Origin of the sequence: Cyanobium sp. Morenito 9A2, assembly GCF_024345575.1 — a bacterium.
Taxonomy (GTDB): Bacteria; Cyanobacteriota; Cyanobacteriia; order PCC-6307; family Cyanobiaceae; genus ATX-6F1.
In genome coordinates, this window is sequence record NZ_JAGQBJ010000004.1 from 87,101 (window position 1) to 106,318 (window position 19,218).

Below are 19,218 nucleotides of genomic sequence, written 5' to 3' on the forward strand. Positions count from 1 at the left end.
GCCCCAGTTCAGGCCCCGGGTGTGGAGAAACTGCAGAGCCTGCGGGGCATGGTGGACCTGCTGCCCGCTTCCACGCCCCTGTGGCAGGGAGTGGAGGCCAGCGCCCGGGAGCACTTCCGCCGCGCCGGCCTCGCCGAGATCCGCACGCCCGTGATGGAGGTCACCGAGCTGTTCGCCCGCGGCATCGGCGAGGCCACCGATGTGGTTGGCAAGGAGATGTATACCTTCCTGGACCGGGGCGAGCGCCGCTGCACCCTGCGGCCGGAGGGCACCGCTTCGGTGGTGCGCGCCGCCCTCCAGCACGGTCTGCTGAGCCAGGGCCCCCAGCGGCTCTGGTACGGCGGGCCGATGTTCCGCTACGAGCGGCCCCAGGCGGGGCGCCAGCGTCAGTTCCACCAGATCGGCGTGGAATTTCTGGGCTTCGCAGACCCCCGCAGCGACGCCGAGGTGATCGCCCTGGCCTGGGATCTGCTGGCGGACCTGGGCGTGCGGGGCCTGGCGCTGGAACTCAACTCGCTGGGCAGCGCTGAGGATCGCGCGCGCTACCGCCAGGAGCTGGTGACCTTCCTTGAGGCCCGCCGCGATCAGCTCGACCCTGACTCCCAGGCCCGCCTGGCCACCAATCCCCTGCGCATCCTCGATTCCAAGGACGCCGGCACCCAGGCGCTGCTGGCGGGGGCCCCCACCCTCGCCGCTGCGTTGGGCGCAGAGAGCCGCGAGCGCTTCCAGCTGGTGCAGGAGTCGTTGACGGCCCTGGGGCTTCCTTTCCAGCTCAATCCCCGCCTCGTGCGCGGCCTCGATTACTACAGCCACACCGCTTTTGAAATCACCAGTGATCAGCTCGGCGCCCAGGCCACGGTCTGCGGTGGCGGCCGCTACGACAGCCTGGTCGAGCAGCTGGGCGGAGCACCCACGGCGGCGATCGGCTGGGCGTTGGGGATGGAGCGGTTGCTGGTGCTGCTTGCCCAGGGGGATCCAGCGGCCTTGCCGACGGCCCCGGCCCCCGATCTCTATGTGGTCAGTCGGGGGGAGCGGGCCGAACCCTTGGCCCTGGTGCTGGCACGCGGGTTGCGCCAGCGGGGCCTGTCGGTGGAGCTGGATCTGAGCGCCTCCGCCTTCACCAAGCAGTTCAAGCGCGCCGACCGCAGCGGCGCCCGCTGGGTGGCAGTGATCGGCGAGGGGGAGGCGGAATCGGGCGTGGTGTTGCTCAGACCGCTGCGGGAGGGCACGGGTGATCCGGCCCGGGAGCTGCGTCTAGCCGTGAAAGACCTGGATGGCCTGCGGTTGCGGTTGGGCTGAGACGTTGCTGGTCTGTTGTCTTGGTGCTCAGTTCCTCTGCGGCAGGTCACGGGGCACAGCCCCCTGTCCCAGGGCCACCAGCCGCAGGGTCTTGATCAGGATCAGCACGTCCAGCATCAGGTTGGCGTTGCGCAGGTAGTAGAGGTCGTAGCTGAGCTTCATGCGGCTGTCTTCGATGCTGGCGCCGTAGGGGTAGCAGACCTGCGCCCAGCCGCTTAATCCAGGCCGGACCCAGTGGCGCACCCGGTAATGGGGAATCGCCTCTTCCAGTTCCCCTTCCAGCTCCGGGCGCTCCGGGCGAGGGCCGATCAGGCTCATGTCGCCCTTAAGCACACTCACCAACTGGGGCAGTTCATCGAGGCGGAGCTTGCGCAGCCAGGCGCCGATCCGGGTGATCCGGGGGTCATTCCGCTGGGCCCATTGGGCCCCCTGGGTTTCCGCCCGCACCTCCATGCTGCGCAGTTTCCAGATCTCAAGGGGCTCCCCGTACATCCCTGTGCGCCGTTGGCTGTAGAGCACCCTGCCGCCGTCGCTGATCTTGATGGCCACGGCCGCCAGGGTCAGCAGCGGTGCGCTGAGCACCAGCAGCAACGAGGCAACCGCCAGATCCCCGAGCCGCTTCAGGCGCCAGCCCCAGCGGCCCGGTTGCAGTTCGAACCCTTCCGCCTGCACGAGCCAGCGGCTGGAGAACAACTCAGGGGGTACGCGCTGGAGGTGCTGCTCTGCCCAGACCACCAGGCTGCACACCGTGGTTCCCTTGCCCCGGATGGCCAGCAGCTCCTGGAGCAGGCCGTCGTCGAGCGGAGCCGCCTCACTCACGGCGATGCCATCGAGCCCGGCCTCGATCCGTTGGTGCTGCAGGTGAAGCGATGCTCCGTCGCAATAAAAAAGTTCCAGCCCCTGGGCCTCCAGGTCATGGAGCAGTTCCTGCTGCAGGATCCTGATTTCATCGCCGTCTCCCACCAGCAGCCATTGGTGCCTGCGCCGTTGCCTGCGGCTCGCCCACAGCTGGGCGAGCGCTGACACACCTGTGGTGGCCGCCAGCAACGGCAAGATGAAGCTGCGGAAGGTGCGCGGATCGTCGATCTTCAGGCCCCAGCTCAAGATCACCACCACGCTGGCCAGCACCAGCAGCGCCACCAGAACGGTGGCCATCAGACGCCAACGCTGGGAATCCCGTTGACCTTGCTCCGGTTTGGAGTAGCGCCCCAGAAGGTAGGAGGCCCCTACCCAAAGCATCACGAGCGCCCATACCGAGGGAGTGAACCCTGCCCAGCGGCCAAAACGGTGCCAGAAGAGCAGGTTGTAGAACCCCAGCAGCAGAGCGGCATCGAGAAGGGTGAGCCCCAGCAGCAGCCAGCGCTGCCTCAGCCAGGGGGTCCTCCACCACATGCCGGTCGCCCTGTCTAGGAGAGCGACTCTATGGGTCGGCCTGCGTGGCTGGGATACTGGGCGCCTTGGAGACCGGCATCCGCAGTCCTGGCGATTTCATGCAGAGTACGAACCGTTCGAAGACCGCCCTGATCACGGGCATCACGGGTCAAGACGGCTCCTATTTGGCTGAGTTGCTGCTGGAGAAGGGCTACCAGGTGCATGGCATCAAGCGCCGCGCCAGCAGCTTCAACACCGATCGCATCGATCACCTCTACCAAGATCCCCACGAGCTCGACAGCAGCGGCACCTCCCCCCGGCTCACGCTCCACTACGGCGATCTCACCGATTCCACCAACCTGATCCGGATCATCCAGCAGGTGCAGCCCGATGAGATCTACAACCTCGGCGCCCAGAGCCATGTGGCGGTGAGCTTCGAGAGCCCCGAATACACCGCCAATTCCGATGCCCTCGGCACCTTGCGCATCCTTGAGGCGGTGCGGATCCTCGATCTCACCGCCCAAACCCGCATCTACCAGGCCTCCACCAGCGAGTTGTACGGGCTGGTGCAGGAGATCCCCCAGAGGGAGAGCACGCCGTTTTATCCGCGTAGCCCCTACGGCGTTGCCAAGCTCTACGCCTACTGGATCACGGTCAATTACCGCGAGGCCTACGGGATGTATGCCTGCAACGGGATTTTGTTCAACCATGAGAGCCCCCGGCGCGGTGAGACCTTCGTGACCCGCAAGATCACGCGCGGTCTGGCGCGGATCGATGCGGGCCTCGACGAATGTCTGTTCATGGGCAATCTCGATTCCCTGCGGGACTGGGGCCACGCCCGCGATTACGTCGAGATGCAGTGGCGGATGCTGCAGCAGCAGGGCCCACCGGAAGACTTCGTGATCGCCACCGGCCGCCAGGAAACCGTGCGGCGCTTCATTGAGCTGAGCGCCGATCAGCTGGGCTGGGGTGGCATCGTCTGGAGCGGGGAGGGCATCGAGGAGATCGGCACGCGCGCGGGCACCGGCGAAGTGGTGGTGCGCATCGATCCGCGCTACTTCCGCCCGGCGGAGGTGGAAACGCTGCTGGGAGACCCTGGCAAAGCCCACGAGAAATTGGGCTGGACTCCCACCACCACGCTCGAGGAGCTGGTGGTGGAAATGGTGCGCCATGACGTCGAGGAGGCCAAAAAGGAGGCTTACCTGCGCCTCAAGGGTTTCAACGTGGTGGGGTCGATGGAGAATCCCCCCAGCAGTGCTTCGGTGATCGTTTCTACCGGCACAGGCGATCCATGAGTACGACCGCTGCTCCCCACTCACCGCTGATCAGCCCTGCTGACGGGATCTTTGTGGCCGGTCACCGGGGCATGGCCGGCGGTGCGATCGTGCGCGCCCTGGGCGCGGCCGGCTACGGCCAGCTGCTCACGGCGTCCCGCAGCGAACTGGATCTGGAGGATGGACCGGCCGTGCGCGCCTGGTTCGAGGCCCGGCGCCCCGATGTGGTGGTGCTGGCGGCCGCCAGGGTGGGTGGCATCCACTCCAACGACACCTACCCCGCCGATTTTCTGCTCGACAACCTCAAGATCCAGACCCATGTGATCGAGAGTGCCTGGCGCACGGGCACCCGGCGCCTGCTTTTTCTGGGCAGCAGTTGCATCTATCCCAAGTTCGCTGAGCAGCCGATCCCAGAGACGGCTCTGCTCACCGGCACCCTTGAGCCCACCAACGAGTGGTACGCGATCGCCAAGATCGCCGGCATCAAGCTATGCGCGGCCCTGCGCAAGCAGCACGGCTTCGATGCGATCAGCCTGATGCCCACGAATCTCTACGGGCCGGGAGACAACTACCACCCGCTCAACTCCCACGTGTTGCCGGCCCTGATCCGCCGCTTCCACGAGGCTGCCGAGGCCAAGGCCCCAGCGGTCAGCTGCTGGGGAACCGGTGCACCGCTGAGGGAGTTCCTGCACGTGGATGATCTGGGCGCGGCCTGTGTGTTCGCCCTCGAGCATTGGGATCCTGCCGCTCCTGGCGCCCCACGGGATGATCAGGCTCAGCCGCTCACCCACCTCAATGTGGGCACAGGTGTGGACCTCACCATCAAGGAGCTTGCCGAGGCCGTCGCGGTGGCCACGGGCTTCACCGGTGAGATTCTCTGGGATGCCAGCAAGCCCGATGGCACCCCCAAAAAGCAACTCGATGTGAGTCGCCTGGCGGCCCTGGGCTGGCGGGCCAGAATCCCCTTGGCCGAGGGCCTGGCCAGCACGGTGACCCTGTTCCGCGACCAGCTTCAGCAGCAGCTGGTGCGGCTCTGATCGTTTCTGTTCCCCGTCCCTCCTGCTTGATGCCCGCTTCGCCCACCCGCAACCTTGTCACCGGCGGCGCCGGTTTCGTGGGGTCCCACCTGGTGGACCGGCTGATGGAGGCCGGCGAGGAGGTGCTTTGCCTCGACAACTACTTCACAGGGCGCAAGGAGAACATCGCCCGCTGGATCGGCCATCCCCGCTTCGAACTGATTCGCCACGACGTCACCGAACCGATCCGGCTTGAGGTCGATCACATCTGGCATCTGGCTTGCCCCGCCTCTCCCATCCATTACCAGCACAACCCGATCAAGACCGCCAAGACCAGCTTTCTGGGAACCGCGAACATGCTCGGCCTGGCCCGCCGCGTCGGTGCCCGCCTGCTGCTCGCCTCCACCAGTGAGGTCTACGGCGACCCTGAGGTGCACCCCCAGCCCGAGAGCTATCGCGGCAGCGTCAACACCCACGGCATTCGCGCTTGCTACGACGAAGGCAAGCGCGTCGCCGAAACCCTCTGCTTCGACTATCAGCGGGTCCATGGAGTGGAGATCCGCGTCGCCCGCATCTTCAACACCTATGGGCCGCGCATGCTCCCCGACGACGGCCGCGTGGTAAGCAATTTCATCGTCCAGGCCCTGCGGGGTGAACCGCTCACGCTCTACGGCGAGGGAGCCCAGACCCGTTCGTTCTGCTACGTCGACGATCTGGTGGAGGGTCTGGTCCGGCTGATGAACGGCGCCCATCCCGGGCCGATCAACATCGGCAACCCTGGGGAGTTCACCATCCGCCAACTGGCGGAGCTGGTGCGCGCCGCCATCAACCCCTCCCTGCCGTTCACCACCCAGCCCTTGCCCCAGGACGACCCGCTCCAGCGCCAGCCCGTGATCGACCTGGCCCGCACAGAGCTCGGCTGGGAACCCACCATTCCCCTGCAGCAGGGTCTTGAGAGCACCATCGCTGACTTCCGCGCCCGCCTGGAGGTGGCCCCTTGATCCACTCCATCTGCTGCATCGGTGCCGGCTACGTCGGCGGCCCCACCATGGCCGTGATCGCCGATCGCTGCCCACAGATCCAGGTCACCGTCGTCGATCTCAACGCCCGTCGCATCTCTGCCTGGAACGACGACGACCTTTCCAGGCTTCCCATCTACGAGCCTGGCCTGGCGGAGGTGGTGGGTCGCTGCCGGGGCCGCAACCTGCACTTCAGCACCGAAGTGGAGGGCGCCATCGCCAGCGCCGACCTGGTGTTCCTCTCGGTCAACACCCCTACCAAAACCAAAGGGGCTGGGGCCGGGCAAGCCTCCGACCTGCGCTGGATCGAGACCTCGGCTCGGCAGGTGGCTGCGAACGCCAGCGGCCACACGATCGTGGTCGAAAAGAGCACCCTGCCGGTGCGCACCGCCGAAACCGTCAAGACCATTCTGGCGGCGGGTCCGGCCGGCAAGAGCTTCGCGGTGCTCTCCAACCCCGAGTTCCTCGCCGAGGGCACGGCGATCACCGATCTGGAAAACCCCGACCGGGTGCTGATCGGCGGCGAGGACGCCTCGGCCATTGAGGCCCTCGCCTCGATCTATGGCCACTGGGTACCCGCCGAGCGCATCTTGCGGACCAACATCTGGAGCAGCGAGCTCTCCAAGCTCACCGCCAACGCCTTCCTCGCCCAGCGCATCTCCTCGATCAATTCGATCGCCGCCCTCTGCGAGGCCACCGGCGCCGATGTGATTGAGGTGGGCCGTGCCATCGGTACCGACTCGCGCCTCGGCTCCAAGTTCCTCAAGGCGGGGCCGGGGTTTGGCGGCAGCTGCTTCCAGAAGGACATCCTCAACCTCGTCTACCTCTGCGGCCACTACGGCCTCCACGAGGTGGCGCGTTACTGGCAGCAGGTGGTGGAGCTCAATGCCTGGCAGAAGCACCGCATCGCCAGCAAGGTAGTGGCGAGTCTGTTCGGCACCGTCACCGGCAAGCGCCTCGCCATTCTCGGCTTCGCCTTCAAGGCCGACACCAACGACACGCGCGAGGCCCCAGCCATCACCATCTGCCGCGATCTGCTCGAGGAGGGCGCCCAACTGGCGATCTACGACCCCAAGGTGGACGGCGAGCAGATCCGTCAGGCCCTGGGGGTACCACCCAGCGCAGGGGCCCCAGCGCCCAGTGACGATGGCCTGTGGCAGCTCGCCGCCGATCCACTCACGGCCGCCAGCGGCGCTGATGCCATCGTGATCCTCACCGAATGGAAGACGTTCAGCTCCCTCGACTGGTCCGCTCTCTCGGCCGTGATGCGTCAGCCCGCCTGGGTTTTCGATGCCCGCCGCATCGCCGACGCCGGTGCCGCCCGCGCCGCTGGTCTCAAGGTCTGGCAGGTGGGCCTGGGTTGAGATGAATGGTGCTGACGTGGGGGCTTCTTCTGTGCTGGTCACCGGTGTTGCAGGCTTCATCGGTGCGGCCGTGGCCGAGCGGTTGTTGCAGCGTGGCGAAACGGTCGTAGGCCTCGACAACCTCAACGCCTACTACGACCCAGCCCTCAAAATGGCTCGGCTGGAGAAGTTGCAGGCCTTGCCGCAGGCCGCCGGCGGCGCTTTCCGATTTCACCGGCTGAATCTGGAGGACGGTGCGGCGCTGGGGGACCTGTTCGATGCCGAGCGCCCGGATCGGGTGGTGCACCTGGCGGCGCAGGCGGGGGTGCGCCATTCGATCGAGAACCCTGCGCTTTACATCCAGAGCAACCTGGTGGGCTTCGGGCACATGCTCGAGTGCTGCCGCCACCGGGGGGTCCAGCATCTGGTCTACGCGAGCAGTAGCTCGGTTTATGGCGGCAACCGCCGGATGCCCTTTTGCGAGCAGCAGCCGGTGAATCATCCGGTGAGCCTCTATGCGGCCACCAAGAAGGCCAACGAACTGATGGCCCACACCTACAGCCACCTCTACGGTCTGCCCGCGACGGGCCTGCGCTTCTTCACGGTGTACGGACCCTGGGGGCGTCCGGATATGGCACCGATGCTGTTTGCCCAGGCGATCCTGGCGGGGGCGCCGATCCGGGTGTTCAACCAGGGTCGCATGCAACGCGATTTCACCTACATCGACGACATCGTCGAAGGCGTGATCCGCTGCCTCGACAAGCCTGCCACCCCGGATCCATCCTTTGACCCACTCGAGCCCAACCCGGCCACGGCGGCGGCTCCCCACCGGCTCTTCAACATCGGCAACAGCCAACCCACAGCGCTGCTCCGCTTTATCGAGGTCCTCGAAGACGCCTTGGGAGTGAAGGCCATTCCTCAGTTCGAGCCCATGCAACCGGGCGATGTTGCCGCCACCGCCGCCGACACCTCAGCGCTGGAGGCTTGGGTGGGATTTGCTCCCCACACCCCCCTGGAGCAGGGAATCGGCCGGTTCGCCCGTTGGTACCACACCTACGGCCGGGTCTGAGGCCCCCTGAACACCGGGCCCCTGGCCCTTGGGTAGCCGGGGCCTTCAACGTTGGTCGACGTAGGCCTTGCCATCCACTCGGAGGTTGCGCAGGCGCCGGGCTTCCCGGGGGGTGGACTGGCTCACGGTGGAGTTGCCGCCGATCGCATCGACATGGGCCACCTGCTGCCAGAAGTCCCGTTTGGCCCTGCTCACGCTGTGACTCACCCGACCCTGGCGCACCGCATGGCACCAATGGGCCATACCTCACTGGGGACAGAAGAGCTGCTCAAGCCACTCGTTGCTCAACACCAGCACCCGGGTAGTCGTTGATCACCAGCCGCGCCCGCCTGTTGGCCATGCCCCGGGCCTTCAGTTGATCGGGGGTGGGCAGGTGAAGGATGTGCTTCTTGCCGTTGCCCCCCACCCGTTGCTCGGGGTGGGAAGGGCAGAACAACTCCCGGGGGCGGGCCGCCGCGGGCGGCGTTGGGGCCTGGGATCGGTTTAGGAAGGCGAAACAAGCGAATAGTCGCTGGGCTCAGATTGAGTCGGATGGCCGGATAGTCCAAGCCCTCAGATCGGGTCGGAAGGTCTGCGACGTGGGAAGGGCCAAAAAAAACGGGCCCCAGGACCCGCTTGATTCGTGTTGGGGCGAAGGACCTGGGATCAGGCCGAACCCACACCCACGTAGGAGCCATAGAAGAACAGACCGACCACGAAGATCACGGCAATGCCTCCGGCGGTGGCCACCAGCCACAGGGGCAATACGCCTTCGGTCCAACGGCTGCGCCAGGCGACAGCAGGACGGCCATCGGGCAGGCGGTCAGGCAGACGGCCGTCGGGCAGTGTGGATTTCTTGCCGCTCATGGCTGAGGCTCCGGATCAGTTGAAGAAATAACTGGTGAAAAGCACACCGGTGACGAAAACCAGCAGCAGCCCCAAATAGAGGCTGGTGCGGTTCAGTTCAACCGGCAGGTTGTTGGGGTTGGTGTTGCGTTGCATGGCCAGAGGGGTTCAGCGACGGACGAACTGCATGGCCGCCAACGCACCCAGAAAGAACACCGTCGGAATACCGAGGGCATGCACCGAGAGCCAACGCACCGTGAAGATCGGATAGTTGCGCGGTGTGGTGGCGATGGGGGATTGACTCATGGCCTATTTCAAGCGCAGATCGAGTTGGCTCTTGGCCTCGTAGCGCTGGCTCACGACCGGAGCCTTGCTTTCCTGGGATTGGAAATAAGCATCCGGACGAGGAGTTCCAAAGGCGTCGTAGGCCAGACCTGTGGAGACGAAAAAGAATCCGGCCAGGAAAATCGCCGGCAATGTGACGGCGTGGATGACCCAGTAGCGGATGCTTGTGATGATCTCGAAGAACGGGCGTTCTCCGGTGGAGCCGGCAGCCATAGCAGCGGGCAATTCAGCCCAGCGATCCTAAGGGTGCGGCACAGGCGATCGAGGCCGCGGGCGTTGGTTGGTTACAGAGGGACGCAGTTCCCGTGTTTGGCTTGGTCCAACGCCGGGGCACCGATCCTTCAGCCCACCCAGCGCAGCAGGTGACCGCGCTCTCCAAGCACGAAACCCTTGTCGTCAGCAGTGAAGACGATGCGGCTGAAGTTCGTTCCCTGGCGCAGACCCACTGGGTCGGTGCTCCAGTTGTGGCCGCCATCCCGGCTCATCAGCAGGGTGCCACTGCCGCCACCGGCCCAGATCGCGCCAGTGGGGTCCCAGGCCATGTCGAGGTAGCCGTAGCCGTTGACGATGGGAACCACTGGTTTGGCCCAGCTCTCCGGGTCGTCCGCCGTGCCGTCGAAGCGCATCTGGGCCCCGCGGGAGAGCATCCAGAGCTGGCCGTCGGGCTGCTGACCCATGCTCTGCAGCCGCTGGCTGCTGATGCGTTGGTGCGGTTGCCAGGCCCCCTGGCCGGGCTCCCAGGTGGCGAAGTAATTTCCCAGGCTCGAAACACCCACATAAGACCCATCCCTGCCGCGACGAAGGTCGCGCAGGGCGCCGGCGGCATCTCCAACCTTGGCTTGCCAGGTGCTGCCGCCATCGGTGCTGGCGTAGATGGCGCCCACATTGGTGGCCAGTTCAGCCTGGTTCGGTCCGAGGGCGGTGATCAGGTACGGCTCTCCGGGGAGCTTGGTGTCCAGCAGCAGCCGGGTCCAGCTCTGTCCGCCGTCGTCGCTGTGCAGCAGCAGGCCAGGCTGGCCGGCGATCCAGCCCTCCTGGCCGCGGAAATCGATGCTGAGCAGCCGGAAGTTTTCCTCAGCGGGCAGCTCCAGGGCGCGTTCCTGCCAGCTGGCGCCGCCGTCCCCGGTTTCGAGGATCAGCCGGTTGCTCCCCACCAGCAGGCCATGGCGGTCATCGGTGAAGGCCAGATCCAGGGGGTTGGAGCGGCTGGGCAGCTCCACCGCCTCCCAGGGGCTGGCCTCGGCGACAGGCAGAAAGGAGCGGGAGCAGCCGCCTGCCCCAAGGGCCAGGCCCAGGGCGAGGACGAGGCTGAGCAGGGTGGAGAGCAGCGGCCGTTTCACGGGACTCAGCGAAGGGAATAGAGAGACAGGAAGAAGGCAATGGCCAAGGCAAAGGCGCTGAAGATCAGCACGTTCTTCTGGCCGGGGGTCAGCTGGTTGACCCCCAGGCCGAAGCCCAGGTTTTCCTCGAAGCCACTGGGCTTGTTGCGCGGACCGATGTCCTTGAAGGCACCGATCTTGCTGCGGCAGACCGGGCAGCGGAAGCTCAGGGGATCGAGGTCTTCGAAGGCGACGCCGGGTTCGATCCCGAGCTTGCGGATGCCCTCGGCGGGGTCGAAGACGAAGCCGCAGCTGAGGCATTCGAACCGGTGGTCGCGGCCGTCATCGACCGCGGCAGCACCTTCGCCTGCTTCAGCACCGGCAGCTCCTTCAGCAAAGGGCTGAGTCGCTGGATCCGGTCCGTCTTCGGGGCGGGACGCCTCGCTGAGCCCCCCGGCGACAAGCGCCGTTGTGGCTGCTGGCTGTGGGGGCGGTTCGGGGGCGTCCAGAGCCTGGTCCTGGGGGGAAGCCATCGGTGTTGTCGCCCACTGCGCTGGGGTCAATCTATCGAGGGGCTTCGGATCCAGTGGCCGCAGGCTTCAGCTCTGGCCCACAGGTGCCAGACTGCGCCCCAGGTCAGTCCCTCCCATGTTCGTTCTCTCCGGATACGACGCCTTTCTGGGCTTTCTGCTGATTTCGGCTGCGGTTCCGGTGTTGGCCCTGGTCAGCAACAAGGTGCTCTCCCCCCGCTCCCAGGCGGGGGAGCGGCAGCTCACCTATGAGTCGGGCATGGAGCCCATCGGCGGGGCCTGGATTCAGTTCAACATCCGCTACTACATGTTCGCTCTTGTCTTCGTCATCTTCGATGTGGAGACAGTCTTTCTCTATCCCTGGGCGGTGGCCTTTCACACCCTGGGGCTGCTGGCCTTCATTGAGGCCCTGATTTTCATCGCCATCCTCGTGGTGGCGCTCGCCTATGCCTGGCGCAAAGGCGCCCTGGAATGGAGCTGAACCATGACCCTCACCACTTCTTCACCCACCTCCCCGTCCAACCAGGGGATTGATGCGCTGCGGGACCTGCGGGCCGCCAGCTGCAACCCTGTGGGCGCCCCTGGTGTCACCAACGCCCTCTCGGAAAACATCATCCTCACTAGCCTGGATGATCTCCATAACTGGGCGCGGCTGAGCAGCCTCTGGCCGCTTCTCTACGGCACCGCCTGCTGTTTCATCGAATTCGCGGCCCTGATCGGTTCCCGCTTCGACTTTGACCGCTTTGGCCTGGTGCCCCGCTCCAGCCCGCGCCAGGCCGACCTTCTCATTGTTGCCGGTACGGTCACGATGAAGATGGCTCCGGCCTTGGTGCGCCTCTATGAACAGATGCCCGAGCCCAAGTATGTGATCGCCATGGGGGCTTGCACGATCACCGGCGGCATGTTCAGCGCCGACTCCACCACCGCGGTGCGAGGGGTCGACAAGCTGATTCCCGTTGATCTCTATTTGCCCGGTTGCCCCCCGCGCCCTGAGGCCATCTTCGATGCGGTGATCAAGCTGCGCAAAAAGGTGGCAAACGAATCGATTGCTGAGCGGGGTCAACTGGTGCCCACCCACCGCTACCTCACCATCGAGCACCAAATGGTGGCGGTCCTGCCGATCGTCGATGGCACTTACTTGCGCGCTGAAACCCAGCGGGCGGCCCTGGCCGCCTCGGCCGCCCTGCCCGTGGCCCTGACTGAAACCGTCCCCTCTCTCCAAGCCCAGGGCGATGCCTGATCCCACCGATCTCAGCTCCACTCCCGAAACGGCTTCGGCCCTGGCCGCGCCCCCGAGCGGCCCATGGAGCCAGTGGCTGAACTCTGAAGGTTTCGAGCATCAGGCTCTAGAACCTGATCATCTTGGGGTGGAGCTCATCGGCGTGGAGCCGTTGGTGCTGCCGATCGTGGCGGCGGCCCTGAAGTCCCGTGGCTTCGATTACCTCCAGGTCCAGGGTGGCTACGACGAAGGCCCGGGTGGACGCTTGGTGAGCTTCTACCACCTGGTGCGCCTCGCCGCCGCTGCAGATCCCAACCCTGCCGCCGGCAGCCACCCCGAGGAAGTGCGCCTGAAGGTGTTCCTGGAGCGTGACGGTGATCTCACGATCCCCAGCCTCTACGCCCTCTTTCGTGGCGCTGATTGGCAGGAGCGGGAGACTTTCGACATGTACGGCATCCGCTTCGAGGGGCATCCCCATCCCAAGCGTTTGTTGATGCCCGAAGACTGGAAGGGCTACCCCCTGCGCAAGGACTACGTTCAGCCTGATTTTTACGAGCTCCAGGACGCCTACTGACCCTTGCTGCGGCGGAAAAAGCGCATCACCGCCAGGGCGAGGCTGCGGGGGTCGTGGCGCAAGGTGGCACTCGGACGGCCCCCCTGGAGGGGCGCCAGGGTCACCTCGTAGCCCCGGTTGCGCAGCTGGCCCAGGTCACAGATGACGGGTTCGGCGCCGCGGTTGCGGTAATGCGCCACGAGCGCTGGATCCTCCAGGGATTCCTGGGCCAGAACAGCGCTGAACAGCCGTTGCTCCACCCCCAGGCTGGCCAGCTGGGCCTCGATGGCCCGCAGATGCCCCCCCACGTCCAGTCCATCGGTTTCGCCGGGCTGGGTCATCAGGTTGCAGATGTAGAGGCGTGGGGCTTTGCTGCGGGAAATCGCCTCCACCAGCTCCGGTACGAGCAGGTTGGGGAGGAGCGAGGTGTAAAGGCTGCCAGGACCCAGCACGATCAAGTCGGCGTGGGCAATCGCCTCCAGGGCCCTGGGCAGGGCGGGGGGGCGATCAGGGGTGCAGCCCAGGCGCACGATCGGACTCGAAGCCTGGCCGATGCGCGATTCCCCCTCGATACGTTCGCCGTTCTCCAGCTCGGCCCAGAGGCGCACGTCCGCGTTGGTGGCGGGCACCACCTGACCCTGCACCGCCAGCACCCGGCTGCTGGCGGTGATCGCCGATTCCAGGCTGCCGGTGATCGCTGTGAGGGCAGAGAGAAAAAGGTTGCCGAAGCTGTGGCCCTCCAGCCCGCTGCCGGCCTTGAAGCGGTACTGAAACAGACGCGTGAGCAGCGGCTCTTCGGTGGAGAGCGCCGCCAGGCAGTTGCGGATGTCGCCAGGGGGTTGCACCCCCAGCTCCCGCCGCAGCACACCACTGCTGCCACCGTCGTCGGCCACCGTGACGATCGCCGTGAGATTGCTGCTGTAGCGCTTGAGGCCGCTGAGCAGCGTGGACAGGCCCGTTCCGCCGCCGATCGCCACGATCGCCGGCCCGCGGTTCAGGCGCCGCTGGGCGAGGAGCGCATCCACGAGTTCCGTGCCTTTCTCCGGTGCCAGGGCCTGTTGGATCGAGCCGAAGCTGCGGCTCTGACCCAGCCAGATCAAGGCACCTCCGATGACCAGCACCAGTGGACCGGTGATCGCTCGCGGCATCACGGTGGTGATGTTCTTGAGCAGCCAGTTGAGTGACTCGAGGAACCAGTAGATCGGCTTGAGATCCGCCCAGACCGCCGCCCCCAGCAGCAGAACCAGTAAACCGATGCCTGAGGTGAGCATCCAACGCTTCACCACCAGTCCCGGCTGAAGCCAGCGGACCGCCCGCCGTGAGCGGCTCATCAGGTCTTGCTGGCGCAGATGGCCGCGGCCCACCCAACTGGGGCGTTGGGAGCGCCGGCGGATGGCGCGGAGGCGCGGGCTGGGGGTCTTGGGGCTCAAGCCACTGGCGCGTAACGCCGATGGGGAATGCCAGAACTGTACGAACCAAAGCGAGGATGGCCCCAGCCCTGCCGCCCTCCGCTGTGATCGATCCGGTTCCGAGCACTGAGCCCGTGGCGGAGATGGAGCGTCTGACCATGCGCTGGGGCGAGCGCTTCGTACTTGAGGAGGTGGATCTGGTGCTCTCCCCCGATGAGCGCCTGGTGGTGGTGGGGCCGTCTGGGGCAGGCAAGTCCACGATTCTTCGGATCATGGCCGGCTTGCAGTTGCCCAGCAGCGGCACCCTGCGCCTCCACGGATCGGAGCAGCGCTACCTGCGCCTCGACCAACGCCACCCCCCGGACGTGCGCCTGGTGTTCCAGAACCCCGCTTTGCTGGGCTCGCTCACCGTGCAGGAAAACGTGGGCTTCCTGCTCTACCGCCATGGCCGGCTGCGGCCGGCGGAGATCCGTGAACGGGTCCGGCAGTGCCTGGAGGCGGTGGGGCTCTACGGCATCGAGGACATGCTTCCCGGCGAACTCAGCGGTGGCATGCAGAAGCGCGTGAGCTTCGCGCGGGCCCTGATCGATGACCCCACCAAGCCGCCGGGCCGAGCCCCGTTGCTGCTGTTCGATGAGCCCACGGCCGGACTGGATCCGGTGGCCTGCACGCGCATTGAGGATCTGATCGTCAAGACCACCGAGGTGGCCAAGGGATCGGCGGTGGTGGTCAGCCATGTGCGCAGCACGATCGACCGTGCCGCTGATCGGGTGGCGTTGCTCTACGACGGTCGTTTTCGCTGGATGGGCCGTGTCGAGGAGTTCCGCCGCAGCGACAATCCCTTTGTTGAGCAGTTCAGGAGCGGTAGCCTGAACGGCCCGATGCAACCGGCGGAGCTCTGAACCCATGCGCCGCAGTCTGCGCGAGGCGATTGTGGGGTTCTCGTTGCTGGCGGCGATCGCCGGCGGGGTGGGCCTTTGGGCCTGGCTCAAGGGTATTTCCCTGAATCAGAACATCTGGACGATCAAGGTGCGCTTTGCCGATGCCGCCGGTCTCGCGGATCGTTCCTCGGTTACTTACCGCGGCGTGTTGGGGGGCAGTGTGCGCAAGATCCAGGTGAGCTCCGGCGCAGTGGAGGCGCTGCTGGAGATCAGCGACCCCAATTTGCGCCTGCGGCGCCCGGTCATGGCCGAGGTCACCACGGGCTCGCTGCTGGGCGGCGACGCTGAGGTGGCCCTGATTTCCACGGCCCCACCGAGTGGCGAACCAACCGCCCGCCCGGGTTCCCGCGATTGCGATCCCAAGGTGATGGTTTGCTCCGGTGGCGAGGTGCCCGGGACTGTGGCAGCCAGTCTCAGCAGTGTCACCAGTTTGATGCAGAACCTTCTCAATCAGGCCAATGAGCAGCGGATCGTGCCCCGCATCGCCGATCTCACCACCAGCATTGATGGCACGTCCAAGCAGGCCAACCGCTTTCTGGGTGACTCACGTGTGCTCGTGAGGGATCTCAACGCTGCGGTGCGCCAGGCCGATCCGATCCTGGCCAATCTCAAGACGGCCACCGCCGAGGCGGCCCAGGCCACGCGCCACATCCGTAACGTCGCTGCCGCCTTCGACAACCCGCGCACCGTTGCCCAACTGAAAACCACCGCCGCCAACGCCGAGAAGCTCACCGCCCGCTGGGAGGCCGTCGGCGGGGACGTCAACAAGCTCACCGCCGATCCCCAGTTCATGGATGGGGTGCGGAGCGTGACCCTGGGCCTGGGCAAGTTCTTCGATGAGCTCTACCCGGCGCAGGCCGGTGACGCCAAGACCGGAGCGAAGTCAGGGTCCAAAACGCCGGCCGGGGCGCCGATTGGTCGGCCGGCCGTGCCGATGCGCTGAGGTCACCACAGTCGCACAGTACCAACCCCCCTCAGAGGTTGGCGACGGCCTCCATGGCGATGGCGGCGATCGCCTGGTCGCTGGCCTTGGGTAGTTGCACGTAGCGTCCGCCGGCGGCTTCGGCCAGCTCCTTGCCCATGCCGCTGCCGATGAACTTGCGCTCGGTGTCGATCACCAGCAGCTTCAGGCCCAGGGATCGATAGCGACTTGCCACCTGCTTGACCTCCTCCCTGAGGTCCACGGGCTCCTCCCCCTCCAGCTGGGGTTGGCCCAGGGAGCGGCCCAGGGGCACATTGCCACGGCCATCGGTGATCGCCACCACCACCACCTGGCTGAGGTCGCCCGTGGCCAGGGCATTGGCCCCCACCCGCGCCGCCTGGCTGAGGCCGTGGGCCAGGGGGGAACCGCCGCCGCAGGGCATGGATTCGAGCCGCCGCTTCGCGGCTGTGATCGAGCGTGTGGGGGGCAGCAGCACCTCCGCCTGCTCGCCCCGGAAGGGGATCAGGGCGACTTCGTCGCGGTTCTCGTAGGCTTCGGTGAGCAGCCGGATCACGGCCCCCTTGGCGCTCTGCATGCGGTTGAGGGCCATCGAGCCGCTGGCATCCACCAGGAAGATCACCAGGGCGCCCGCCTTGCGTTGCAGCAGCTTGGCGCGCAGGTCGCCGTCTTCGACGATCACCGTGCGCTGGGGTTCGCGCAGCCGGCGTTGCTTCTGGTGCGGGGCCGCCGCCCGCAGGGTGGCGTCCACGGCGATGCGGCGCACGGGCCCCCGGGGCAGCATCGGCTTGACGTAGCGGCCGCGGGAGTCGCTGAGCACCACCGAGCGTTTGCCGCTGCTGCCGCTTCTGGTCCTGCCGGCGTTGAACACCAGTAGGTCGGGGTCGATGGCGATGGCCTCGGGATCGAGCAGGAACTCCTCGGGAATCGAGGGGGGCGCCTGGTCCTCGGGGCTGTCGTCTTCGGGTTCGTCTTCGGGCTCCTCCGGCCCGTCGTTGTCCTTTTGTTGGCCCTCGGGGGGCTCGGGTTGCTCGGGCGGTTGTTCCCCCTGGGACGGCGGCGGGGGTGGTGGCTCCAGGGGCTGCTCGGGATCCTGCGGCGGCAGCTGCCGAGCGCGGGGGGCAATCACCAACCGCACGGCCACCTGCAGGTCGTCGGCCTCCACCCGGTCGCGGCCGGAGAGGGCCGCATGGGCTTTGGCCACACGCACCGCGTAGAGCTCCGCCCGGTGACCCTCGACGCCACCGCGGATCGCTTCGTTCACCAGATAGGCGATCTGCTCCCGGGCGATGGTCACATCCAGCAGCCACTGGCGGGCCAGCAGCAGCTGGGTGGCCAGGGCGTCGGTTTCCTCCTGCCATTGGGCGCGGAACGGACCGCTGGCCTCGCCGTGGGCCAGCACCGCCTCGGTGATCTCCACCCGCTGGGCGGTGCTCACCACCTGGTTGGCTGAGAGGGCGATGGCGAAGCGGTCGAGCACGTGGTCGCGCACCGCCCCCTCCTCGGGGTTGTAGGTGGCGATCAGCAGGGTGCGGCAGGGGTGGCTGAGGCTGAGCCCCTCGCGCTCGATCCGGTTCTCGCCCGAACCCACCGCCGCCAGCAGCAGGTTGATGAGGCTGTCATCGAGCAGGTTGAGCTCATCGACGTAGAGCACACCGCGGTGGGCCTCCGCCAGGAGCCCCGGCTGGAACACGGCGCTGCCGCTGGCCAACGAAGCGGTCACATCCACCGAACCCACCAGCCGGTCTTCGCTCGCCCCCAGGGGCACCTGGATGAAGGGAGCCGGGATCACCCGGGTGGCCAGCAGGGCGCTGCGGTCGGCGCCGCTGGCATCGCCCCCCAGCTCGGTGATGCGCTGGCGCGTGGCCGCGTCCCATTCGTCGGGGCGCCGGGGATCGCCATTGAGACTGCCCTCCACCACGTCGATCGGCGGGAGCAGGGCATGGAGACCGCGGGCGAGCACCGATTTGCCCGTGCCACGGCCGCCTGCGATCACCACTCCACCCAGAGCAGGATCCACCGCCGCCAGCAGCAGGGCGAGTTTCAAGGTGCCGTGGCCGGTGATGGCTGCCAGGGGGAAGCCGCTTGCGAGCATGGGGGACCGGCCCGTGGACGTGCGCGCCAGTCTCGCTGATCAGACCCTGGCCATCGGCCTGGGGGCCAATCTGGGCGATCCGCTGGCCACGCTGGTGGGGCTGCGGCCCCTGTTGGAGCAGCGGCTTGAGGCGCTCCTGGGGGCCGGATGCTGCCGCTGGTCCCCTTTGTTTCGCACGGCGCCCGTGGGCGGTCCCCCTGGCCAACCTGTTTATCTCAATGCCGCCCTGGTGGCCGATCTGCCCGAGGGCGCCCATGGGTGCCCCGACCCGCTGGCGCTGCTGAAGGAGCTCCTCGCCCTTGAGCGCCGCTTCGGGCGGTTGCGACGGGAGCGCTGGGGTCCGCGCCACCTGGACCTCGATCTGCTCTGGTGCGGCCCGCAGCGCCTGAGCCTCCGGGAGCTGGAGCTGCCCCATCCGCGTCTGCTGGAGCGGGCCTTTGTGCTGGCGCCTCTGGTGGCCATCGATCCCCAGCTTCAGGTGCCTGGGGCCGCCGGCCCAGTGGCCGATCGGCTGGCGGCCTTGCCTCCTGAGGCGGTTCAGCCCCCACCCGAGCCACTGCCAGGCCGAGAGGACTGGCCAGAAGGAGAAGGCCTCTGACCAGTACGGATCACGACCCAGGGCCGCAGGCGGCCACACTGGGGGCCCCTCCG

23 protein-coding genes are annotated in these 19,218 nt (G+C 66.8%); 12 read left to right on the forward strand and 11 right to left on the reverse strand.

Annotated features, from left to right (window positions below; all coding sequences use genetic code 11):
• Positions 1-21: 21 nt before the first annotated feature.
• On the forward strand, positions 22-1,299 hold the full coding sequence (hisS, locus tag KBY88_RS07110; protein ID WP_254939344.1) for a histidine--tRNA ligase: 1,278 nt from the start codon (positions 22-24) through the stop codon (positions 1,297-1,299).
• Between the two features lie 27 nt (positions 1,300-1,326).
• Here hisS and KBY88_RS07115 read toward each other — a convergent pair whose 3' ends face one another.
• A complete protein-coding gene (locus KBY88_RS07115) occupies positions 1,327-2,691 on the reverse strand; it encodes an exopolysaccharide biosynthesis polyprenyl glycosylphosphotransferase (RefSeq protein WP_254939229.1) in 1,365 nt (454 codons plus the stop codon).
• 98 nt (positions 2,692-2,789) lie between these two features.
• Between KBY88_RS07115 and gmd the strand changes: the two genes are divergently transcribed.
• The 5 genes from gmd to KBY88_RS07140 are packed head-to-tail and all read left to right on the forward strand — an operon-like array spanning position 2,790 to position 8,391.
• Complete coding sequence (gmd, locus tag KBY88_RS07120) at positions 2,790-3,965, forward strand: GDP-mannose 4,6-dehydratase (protein ID WP_254939345.1); 1,176 nt, start codon at positions 2,790-2,792, stop codon at positions 3,963-3,965.
• Positions 3,962-4,981 carry a GDP-L-fucose synthase family protein gene (locus KBY88_RS07125; protein WP_254939230.1) on the forward strand — a complete coding sequence of 340 codons (1,020 nt, stop codon included), beginning with the start codon at positions 3,962-3,964 and terminating at the stop codon, positions 4,979-4,981. The genes gmd and KBY88_RS07125 overlap by 4 nt, the downstream gene beginning before the upstream one ends.
• A 29-nt stretch (positions 4,982-5,010) precedes the next feature.
• Complete coding sequence (locus tag KBY88_RS07130; RefSeq protein WP_254939231.1) at positions 5,011-5,961, forward strand: UDP-glucuronic acid decarboxylase family protein; 951 nt, start codon at positions 5,011-5,013, stop codon at positions 5,959-5,961.
• Positions 5,958-7,343, forward strand: coding sequence for a nucleotide sugar dehydrogenase (locus tag KBY88_RS07135; RefSeq protein WP_254939232.1), 1,386 nt, complete (start codon positions 5,958-5,960; stop codon positions 7,341-7,343). Before KBY88_RS07130 ends, KBY88_RS07135 begins: the two co-directional genes overlap by 4 nt.
• 1 nt (position 7,344) lies before the next feature.
• On the forward strand, positions 7,345-8,391 hold the full coding sequence (locus KBY88_RS07140) for an NAD-dependent epimerase (protein WP_261348527.1): 1,047 nt from the start codon (positions 7,345-7,347) through the stop codon (positions 8,389-8,391).
• Between the two features lie 45 nt (positions 8,392-8,436).
• Here KBY88_RS07140 and KBY88_RS07145 read toward each other — a convergent pair whose 3' ends face one another.
• The 8 genes from KBY88_RS07145 to KBY88_RS07180 all read right to left on the reverse strand — a co-directional run bounded on the left by KBY88_RS07145 (position 8,437) and on the right by KBY88_RS07180 (position 11,413).
• Complete coding sequence (locus KBY88_RS07145) at positions 8,437-8,634, reverse strand: hypothetical protein (protein WP_254939233.1); 198 nt, start codon at positions 8,632-8,634, stop codon at positions 8,437-8,439.
• 25 nt (positions 8,635-8,659) lie between these two features.
• Positions 8,660-8,827 (reverse strand): hypothetical protein, encoded by a 168-nt coding sequence (locus KBY88_RS07150; protein ID WP_254939234.1) that lies wholly within the window; start codon positions 8,825-8,827, stop codon positions 8,660-8,662.
• Positions 8,828-9,036: 209 nt separating this feature from the next.
• Positions 9,037-9,237 carry a photosystem II reaction center protein J gene (locus KBY88_RS07155; RefSeq protein ID WP_254939235.1) on the reverse strand — a complete coding sequence of 67 codons (201 nt, stop codon included), beginning with the start codon at positions 9,235-9,237 and terminating at the stop codon, positions 9,037-9,039.
• Between the two features lie 15 nt (positions 9,238-9,252).
• Complete coding sequence (gene psbL / locus KBY88_RS07160) at positions 9,253-9,372, reverse strand: photosystem II reaction center protein PsbL (RefSeq protein WP_254939236.1); 120 nt, start codon at positions 9,370-9,372, stop codon at positions 9,253-9,255.
• A 12-nt stretch (positions 9,373-9,384) separates the two neighbouring features.
• Positions 9,385-9,522: a cytochrome b559 subunit beta gene (gene psbF / locus KBY88_RS07165; protein WP_254939237.1), complete on the reverse strand. Its 138-nt coding sequence runs from the start codon at positions 9,520-9,522 to the stop codon at positions 9,385-9,387.
• A 3-nt stretch (positions 9,523-9,525) separates the two neighbouring features.
• Complete coding sequence (gene psbE / locus KBY88_RS07170; RefSeq protein WP_254939238.1) at positions 9,526-9,774, reverse strand: cytochrome b559 subunit alpha; 249 nt, start codon at positions 9,772-9,774, stop codon at positions 9,526-9,528.
• 128 nt (positions 9,775-9,902) lie between these two features.
• Positions 9,903-10,901 (reverse strand): photosynthesis system II assembly factor Ycf48, encoded by a 999-nt coding sequence (locus KBY88_RS07175; protein ID WP_254939239.1) that lies wholly within the window; start codon positions 10,899-10,901, stop codon positions 9,903-9,905.
• Positions 10,902-10,906: 5 nt separating this feature from the next.
• The gene (locus tag KBY88_RS07180) at positions 10,907-11,413 is read right to left on the reverse strand and encodes a rubredoxin (protein WP_254939240.1); all 507 of its coding nucleotides are present in this window, start codon (positions 11,411-11,413) and stop codon (positions 10,907-10,909) included.
• Between the two features lie 115 nt (positions 11,414-11,528).
• On the opposite strand from KBY88_RS07180, the gene ndhC reads away from it, so the two are divergent.
• Genes ndhC through KBY88_RS07195 form a run of 3 tightly spaced genes read left to right on the forward strand, consistent with a single transcriptional unit; the run spans position 11,529 to position 13,203 of the window.
• A complete protein-coding gene (ndhC, locus tag KBY88_RS07185; protein ID WP_254939241.1) occupies positions 11,529-11,891 on the forward strand; it encodes a photosynthetic/respiratory NAD(P)H-quinone oxidoreductase subunit C in 363 nt (120 codons plus the stop codon).
• Between the two features lie 3 nt (positions 11,892-11,894).
• Complete coding sequence (gene nuoB / locus KBY88_RS07190) at positions 11,895-12,650, forward strand: NADH-quinone oxidoreductase subunit NuoB (RefSeq protein WP_254939242.1); 756 nt, start codon at positions 11,895-11,897, stop codon at positions 12,648-12,650.
• Positions 12,643-13,203 carry an NAD(P)H-quinone oxidoreductase subunit J gene (locus KBY88_RS07195; protein ID WP_254939243.1) on the forward strand — a complete coding sequence of 187 codons (561 nt, stop codon included), beginning with the start codon at positions 12,643-12,645 and terminating at the stop codon, positions 13,201-13,203. The genes nuoB and KBY88_RS07195 overlap by 8 nt, the downstream gene beginning before the upstream one ends.
• Here KBY88_RS07195 and KBY88_RS07200 read toward each other — a convergent pair.
• Positions 13,197-14,513, reverse strand: coding sequence for a gluconeogenesis factor YvcK family protein (locus tag KBY88_RS07200; protein ID WP_254939347.1), 1,317 nt, complete (start codon positions 14,511-14,513; stop codon positions 13,197-13,199). The genes KBY88_RS07195 and KBY88_RS07200 overlap by 7 nt on opposite strands.
• A 155-nt stretch (positions 14,514-14,668) precedes the next feature.
• On the opposite strand from KBY88_RS07200, the gene KBY88_RS07205 reads away from it, so the two are divergent.
• Both KBY88_RS07205 and KBY88_RS07210 read left to right on the forward strand, forming a co-directional pair.
• Positions 14,669-15,493, forward strand: coding sequence for an ABC transporter ATP-binding protein (locus KBY88_RS07205; protein ID WP_254939244.1), 825 nt, complete (start codon positions 14,669-14,671; stop codon positions 15,491-15,493).
• A gap of 4 nt (positions 15,494-15,497) precedes the next feature.
• Positions 15,498-16,475, forward strand: a complete 978-nt coding sequence (locus KBY88_RS07210) for an MlaD family protein (RefSeq protein ID WP_254939245.1) — start codon at positions 15,498-15,500, stop codon at positions 16,473-16,475.
• Between the two features lie 31 nt (positions 16,476-16,506).
• On the opposite strand, the gene bchD is transcribed toward KBY88_RS07210, so the two are convergent.
• Complete coding sequence (bchD, locus tag KBY88_RS07215) at positions 16,507-18,567, reverse strand: magnesium chelatase ATPase subunit D (protein WP_254939246.1); 2,061 nt, start codon at positions 18,565-18,567, stop codon at positions 16,507-16,509.
• Here bchD and folK point away from each other — a divergent pair.
• Positions 18,566-19,165 (forward strand): 2-amino-4-hydroxy-6-hydroxymethyldihydropteridine diphosphokinase, encoded by a 600-nt coding sequence (gene folK, locus KBY88_RS07220; protein WP_254939247.1) that lies wholly within the window; start codon positions 18,566-18,568, stop codon positions 19,163-19,165. The genes bchD and folK overlap by 2 nt on opposite strands.
• The last annotated feature ends 53 nt before the right edge of the window (positions 19,166-19,218 follow it).